The 5,258-nt window shown below is 52.8% G+C and carries 12 protein-coding genes and 1 pseudogene; 5 read left to right on the top strand and 8 right to left on the bottom strand.

What is annotated here, in order from left to right:
- The coding region (locus tag AC13C0_RS00640) for a hypothetical protein (RefSeq protein WP_482953752.1) at nucleotides 1-204 on the top strand (204 nt) is incomplete at its 5' end.
- An 18-nt stretch (nucleotides 205-222) separates the two neighbouring features.
- On the opposite strand, the gene AC13C0_RS00635 is transcribed toward AC13C0_RS00640, so the two are convergent.
- Together AC13C0_RS00635 and AC13C0_RS00630 are read right to left on the bottom strand one after the other, a co-directional pair.
- A complete protein-coding gene (locus AC13C0_RS00635; RefSeq protein ID WP_117618772.1) occupies nucleotides 223-525 on the bottom strand; it encodes a type II toxin-antitoxin system RelE/ParE family toxin in 303 nt (100 codons plus the stop codon).
- Complete coding sequence (locus AC13C0_RS00630) at nucleotides 522-803, bottom strand: type II toxin-antitoxin system Phd/YefM family antitoxin (RefSeq protein ID WP_117618771.1); 282 nt, start codon at nucleotides 801-803, stop codon at nucleotides 522-524. Before AC13C0_RS00630 ends, AC13C0_RS00635 begins: the two co-directional genes overlap by 4 nt.
- A gap of 290 nt (nucleotides 804-1,093) precedes the next feature.
- Between AC13C0_RS00630 and AC13C0_RS00625 the strand changes: the two genes are divergently transcribed.
- Together AC13C0_RS00625 and AC13C0_RS00620 are read left to right on the top strand one after the other, a co-directional pair.
- A complete protein-coding gene (locus AC13C0_RS00625; protein WP_482953753.1) occupies nucleotides 1,094-1,891 on the top strand; it encodes a tyrosine-type recombinase/integrase in 798 nt (265 codons plus the stop codon).
- Nucleotides 1,888-2,097, top strand: a pseudogene (locus AC13C0_RS00620) (transposase zinc-binding domain-containing protein); the annotation flags it as partial. The gene AC13C0_RS00625 and the pseudogene AC13C0_RS00620, both read left to right, overlap by 4 nt.
- Here the strand turns inward: AC13C0_RS00620 and AC13C0_RS00615 are convergent.
- Together AC13C0_RS00615 and AC13C0_RS00610 are read right to left on the bottom strand one after the other, a co-directional pair.
- The gene (locus AC13C0_RS00615) at nucleotides 2,097-2,594 is read right to left on the bottom strand and encodes a hypothetical protein (RefSeq protein ID WP_117618769.1); all 498 of its coding nucleotides are present in this window, start codon (nucleotides 2,592-2,594) and stop codon (nucleotides 2,097-2,099) included. The pseudogene AC13C0_RS00620 and the gene AC13C0_RS00615 sit on opposite strands and share 1 nt — an antisense overlap.
- Nucleotide 2,595: 1 nt before the next feature.
- Complete coding sequence (locus AC13C0_RS00610; protein ID WP_482953751.1) at nucleotides 2,596-2,931, bottom strand: hypothetical protein; 336 nt, start codon at nucleotides 2,929-2,931, stop codon at nucleotides 2,596-2,598.
- A gap of 188 nt (nucleotides 2,932-3,119) precedes the next feature.
- Here AC13C0_RS00610 and AC13C0_RS00605 point away from each other — a divergent pair, with 188 nt between their 5' ends.
- Together AC13C0_RS00605 and AC13C0_RS00600 are read left to right on the top strand one after the other, a co-directional pair.
- Nucleotides 3,120-3,341, top strand: a complete 222-nt coding sequence (locus AC13C0_RS00605) for a TA system antitoxin ParD family protein (RefSeq protein WP_341580839.1) — start codon at nucleotides 3,120-3,122, stop codon at nucleotides 3,339-3,341.
- Nucleotides 3,334-3,624 (top strand): type II toxin-antitoxin system RelE/ParE family toxin, encoded by a 291-nt coding sequence (locus AC13C0_RS00600; RefSeq protein WP_341580838.1) that lies wholly within the window; start codon nucleotides 3,334-3,336, stop codon nucleotides 3,622-3,624. The genes AC13C0_RS00605 and AC13C0_RS00600 overlap by 8 nt, the downstream gene beginning before the upstream one ends.
- A 101-nt stretch (nucleotides 3,625-3,725) precedes the next feature.
- On the opposite strand, the gene AC13C0_RS00595 is transcribed toward AC13C0_RS00600, so the two are convergent.
- From AC13C0_RS00595 to AC13C0_RS00580, 4 genes are all read right to left on the bottom strand, one after another.
- Nucleotides 3,726-4,016 (bottom strand): HigA family addiction module antitoxin, encoded by a 291-nt coding sequence (locus AC13C0_RS00595; RefSeq protein WP_117618765.1) that lies wholly within the window; start codon nucleotides 4,014-4,016, stop codon nucleotides 3,726-3,728.
- A 9-nt stretch (nucleotides 4,017-4,025) separates the two neighbouring features.
- On the bottom strand, nucleotides 4,026-4,316 hold the full coding sequence (locus AC13C0_RS00590) for a type II toxin-antitoxin system RelE/ParE family toxin (RefSeq protein WP_117618764.1): 291 nt from the start codon (nucleotides 4,314-4,316) through the stop codon (nucleotides 4,026-4,028).
- A 129-nt stretch (nucleotides 4,317-4,445) separates the two neighbouring features.
- Entirely contained in the window at nucleotides 4,446-4,709 is a 264-nt protein-coding gene (locus AC13C0_RS00585) for a Txe/YoeB family addiction module toxin (RefSeq protein WP_117618763.1), read from the bottom strand.
- Nucleotides 4,706-4,948, bottom strand: a complete 243-nt coding sequence (locus AC13C0_RS00580; RefSeq protein ID WP_058092928.1) for a type II toxin-antitoxin system Phd/YefM family antitoxin — start codon at nucleotides 4,946-4,948, stop codon at nucleotides 4,706-4,708. The genes AC13C0_RS00585 and AC13C0_RS00580 overlap by 4 nt, the downstream gene beginning before the upstream one ends.
- Nucleotides 4,949-5,258 lie beyond the last annotated feature (310 nt).

Below are 5,258 nucleotides of genomic sequence, written 5' to 3'. Positions count from 1 at the left end.
GAAGGCCTGAACCCGGAAATCAATGAGGAGCCTGTGCAGCTCAACTGCTCTATATCCGACCGGACCCAGGAGCGTTGGCGCAAAATCAGAAGCCGTCATTGGGGTAAGAAGGAGGTAATCGGCCATTTTACTTTAAACATTTCCGGGAAACGCCCTGTGCCTGTGCGGTCCCGCATGCAGGGTGTTGTGGGGGCTGAGGGTTAGATACCCTCGGCTACCCAATTATGTTTCGTCATCACCGAGTTCAGACATCCGCAATAACTGGCTACTGCGACGCACAGTCAAAATATCAACCTGATCTTTGACGCTGTAAATAACCCGGTACGCTCCAAATATCAGCTCCCTGATGCGAGGTGACCCCACCTCAGGAACCATGCGTCCACTTTTAGGGAAATCAGCTAACCGCTCTACTGTGGCAAATAAATCATCAACCCACCGTATCGCAGTATCTGGGTTGTCTTCTGCAATATACCGAGCGGTATCCTCGACGCGCTCCAGCGCAAGCGGGGACCAAACAATCTTCATTGGGCCAGCCCGCTTAAAACCCGAGCCTTCGCGTCTTCATGCGCAATACCATCACCGGAAGTTATCTGTTCTTCCGCCTTATACACCTCTTCTAGTATTTCCAGACGTTCTTGCATCTTCTCGTACTCGTGAACATCCACCAGTACGGCAACGCCACGACCTCTTTGTGTCAGCACCATAGGACGACGGTTTTCATGGAGCTGCTTTACAAATGTGGCTACCCCTGCCCGGAATTCAGACAGAGGACGGATATCTTCATCTACACGAACCCTTGACATGGAAACACCTCGGTACGCTTAAGTGTACGTAAAAGAGTACGATACTGCGTGACGCCTGGCAAGGTGTTCAAGGGAAGGAATATAACGCTTTTGTTGAACGAAGCCGCTACGCGGCAGAGGCGTAATTCATCTGTACTTACCTGACCCCCTTCATTCCGGAAGGGCCTGTCAGGAGACGTATCATGAACGCCAACGAACACGCCCGTTTTCAAGCACTGCACCAACGCTACCTCACCGAACTCACCCTGCGGGGGAAGAGCCCCAAGACCATTGATCTGTAAACCCGCTGCCTGCGGCAGATAAGCGACTATTTCGAGACCTGTCCCGATCAGCTTAGCACCGATCAGCTCCGACAGTACTTCATGCACCTGGTGGAACACCGGTCCTGGAGTCTGGTCAAGATTGCTCGCAATGCCCTGCAGAGCTTCTATCAATATGTTCTCGCCAAGCCCTGGGAATACGTGCCCATCGTCAAGCCGCCCAAGGTTCAGTCCCTGCAGGATGTGCTCTCCCTGGAGGAGGTCGGGCGGCTGATCAGCCACACCCGTAAACTCAGTTATCAGGTCTATTTCCTCACCACCTACAGCCTGGGCCTGCGCCTGAGTGAGTCCCTGAACCTGACCATCGCCGATGTCGACAGCCACCTGATGCGGGTTCATGTGCGCTGCGGCAAGGGCAAGAAGGACCGGTTTGTGTCCTTGCCGCTGATGACGCTCAAGGCCTTGCGGCGCTACTGGGCCACACACCGTCATCCCGAGCTGCTGTTCCCCGGCGGGCAACCGCCCCACGAGGCAGTCGCCGCTTCCGGTTCTGGTGTATCCCGGGTCATGCCTCGCGAGGGGGTACAGAAGGCCATCAAACTGGTGGCTCTGGAGTGTGGCATTCGCAAACGGGTCCACATCCACAGCTTTGCCACTCATCTTTTGGAGAACGGCGTTAACCTGCGCTCGATTCAGACTCTGCTGGGCCATGCCAGTCCGGTCACCACCGCCCGCTACACTCGGATGACCCACGAGGCCCAGCAGAACAGTGCGCTGATGATCAACGCTCTGGTCGATCGCCTACAGGTAGACTGGGTGGCCTCATGATCACCCTGGCGCAGATTCTGCGCGATCATCAGACTTCTTTGCAGCAACACTATGGGGCGCGGCTGCGCCCGGAGCATCACGCCGCCCTGCAATCCATCCTTGCCTGTCACACACCGGACTGCGGTCAGGTGCGCTATCAATGCTCGCCCTGCCAGCAGACACAGACCGCGTACCCCTCTTGCGGCCATCGCAGTTGCCCCGCCTGTTATGGCTTTTTACGGATTGCATCGAGTAGCTTACGATCATCAAAAGGTCGGTCAAAATAGCCAATGTCTTCTAGCGTCTGCCTAATTTCAGCGGGGACGGACTGATAAATCGCTTGAAATTTCCGAATGTCACCAGAGAATGCCAGCACCTTGATGGCTGAAATAGCTTCTCGTGTATGCTGCTGAAGCTCCTCATTTTCCGTGATCAAGATTGCATAAGCGAGTTCCGTCAACTCGGGTTTTTCGCACTCCTGACGCAACAATGCGGCCTTTGACATCAATAGACGCTCGATATCACGTTGAGTGAAATCGGTCAGTTTGGTGATTATTTCTTTACTAGGTAGATCCCTACTCTCCGCGATTTGATTACAACGATCAAATGCTTGAGTGTACTCCGCGATTTTGCCAGTGATGTAGTAATGATTTCCATCCGGTGCCCCTGCCACGGACAACGACGAAAGTGCAAGCAATAGCCCAGACATAAATAGCTTTGGCATCTCAATAGCCTCCGCACCCGTTGTCTACCGCGTCCCAAAACTGCCGCTGTTCATAGCTGAGACTACCAGTGAGAATTCGGATTTTGGCAACCTGACTAACTCTCGCACGGATCATGTCAGGGAGGGTACTCATGGCGTGGGCAAACAGGACCCAATCGGTAGAGTGGATGTTGTAGGTGGCTTGTGCCGCATTATTACCGAGGAATATGGTCGCCATCACTCCGGCGGGCATTACGACTTCGAGTAGACTCCCCGCACGCTGGGCTCTTCTGATCACCTCAAGAGCCTCTTCATCGGCCCGGTCTAACTTCAGACTGCTAATATCGGGGCATTCCATGCCAATTTCTCCTTTGGTTTTCGAGGGTTAAATCTTACACTGAATTATCCACTGAGGACCATAACGCCGCGCTTTGCGGCTGCTTTGTAGCGCCAGCGGAAAAGCAGTCCGACAACAGCGCCTTGTTACAACTTGCCTCAATTGTGGCATGCTGCTACAATTGAGGCGAGTCAACACTGGAGGTAAAAATGGCCACGAACAGCATTCGTTTAGATCAGAATCTAATTGAAAAAGCCACTATTATAGCCAAAGCGCTTAATCGAACCCCGCCCAAACAAATTGAACATTGGGCAAAAATCGGCGAGATAATGGAAGATAACCCCGATTTACCCTACGAATTTGTAAGGCAAGCCATAATTGCGCAGGCAGAGCGGGACGCCGGAAAGCTAGAGGCCTACGATTTTGGTTAAAGCCACGAGTGTATTACAGACCCCTACGTTCAAGAAAGCGGTAAAGAAACTCAAGCCCAACCAGAAAAAAGACCTTGATTTAGCTGTTAAGGACTTAATGGCCGACCCCAACATTGGTGAGCAGAAGAAAGGAGATCTGGCCTTTCTGCGAGTCCATAAATTCAAGATGAACAAGCAATTGACTCTGCTGGGTTACAGTTTTGATGATGGTGCCCTTGTCCTTGAACTGATGGCCCTGGGCTCACACGAAAACTTCTACCGCGATATCAAGCGAAACAAGTGACGTTGTAACGCCAATATTCAGCGGCGACCTTTACGCAGCGGAGCGGAGAAAAGGGCGTCCGGTGGAGGCCCTGCAGGGCCGGAACGAACTGGAATGACTTGTTACGCGCTGGCAGATACCAGGGGTGAAATATGCGTTGTCGGGCGACTAGCAGACAGGTCGTAGGTTGACTGCAAGTTGAGCCAAAATTCCGGTGATGTATTGAACGCCTCAGCAAATAACCAAGCGGTATCTGGTGTAATTCCTCTCTTGCCGCGCGCAATCTCGTTGACACGCTGAACTGATACTCCAAGATGATTTGCAAGAGCTTTTTGGGTAAGGCCTATCGGTTCGAGAAATTCTTTAACCAGTATCACACCGGGATGTGTGCTTATTCTGTGAGTAGGAATCATGGAAACACCTCAATGATAATCAACAACTTCGACCTCATGAGCGCCCGAGCCTTCCCACCGAAAAACTATGCGCCATTGAGCATTGATACGAATACTGTGGAAGCCTGTATAGTCACCTTTCAATGCCTCAAGTCGATTGCCTGGCGGCGACCTGAGCTCATCGAGAGTCACTACCGAGTTCAGGACATCAAGCTTATAAAGAGCAGGCTCCTTGATGTTCTGCGGCAACCTTCTCACGCGAGCATTGGTCACACCATTATATAGGTCTTCGGTAATTCGGTTGCCAAAGGACTGAATCATGGATATAGGTTACCGGATACACGGTATCCATGCAATACAGTGGGAAATGTGCGTAACGCCAGGCTCACACGCCGGTTTGGAGCCGCCAAGCGGCGGAAAAATTGTCCGGCAACAGCGACTGGTTATGCATTATTCGTAGTGGCTCCACAGCCTGAGGACTTTCACCACTTGCTTGTCCTCTAGCACTTGGTAGACCAGACGATGCTGAATATTGATGCGGCGTGAATAGGCCCCCGCAAGATCACCAATGAGCTTCTCAAACGGAGGCGGTTTGCGGTATGGATCTTCCGCTATCAGCGCTAACAGTTCCTGGGCTTTTGGTTTGAGGCCGCTGGAGGCCAACTTCTTTGCGTCTTTCTGGGCTTGCTTGGTGTAAACCAACTTCCATGTCACCAGTCCAGCTCCTCATCGCATTCATCCACGGGGGTATCCATCCCCTCACGAATAGACTCCCGCATACCTGGTACGGAGAGCAGGTAAAGTGTTTCCTGAATTGCAGACCAGTCTTCCTCGGAAACCAGGACGGCTTTGTTCCGCTTCCCCATGATGACGATCGGTTGGTGGGACTCGGCGGTCTCGTCGATCAACCGATATAGGTTGCTGCGCGCCTCAGTTGCTGTGATTCCGGTCATGACGCACCCCTTGTGTGTTCAACTTTTCACCAAGTGTACGCTTTTGGGTACGTACGTCAATACGAACGTCCGCATAACGCCAATATTCAGCGGCGACCTTTACGCAGCGGAGCGGAGAAAAGGGCGTCCGGTGGAGGGCCGCCAGGGCCGGAACGAACTGGAATGACTTGTGTACGCCCAGCATGGGCATGAACTTATGGGGTGAAAGTCCCCTGTGGGAAGATCACCGTTCAGCCGGTTTTACCCGATTGAACGCTAACCACTAGCGAATGGCAAGGGCCAACCCGTGAGGGGCGGTCCGACGCATCGG

It is taken from the genome of Marinobacter sp. B-21 (genome assembly GCF_056857895.1).
The sequence above is the reverse complement of the archived record's forward strand: the minus strand, read 5'-3'. Positions and strand labels throughout refer to the sequence as shown.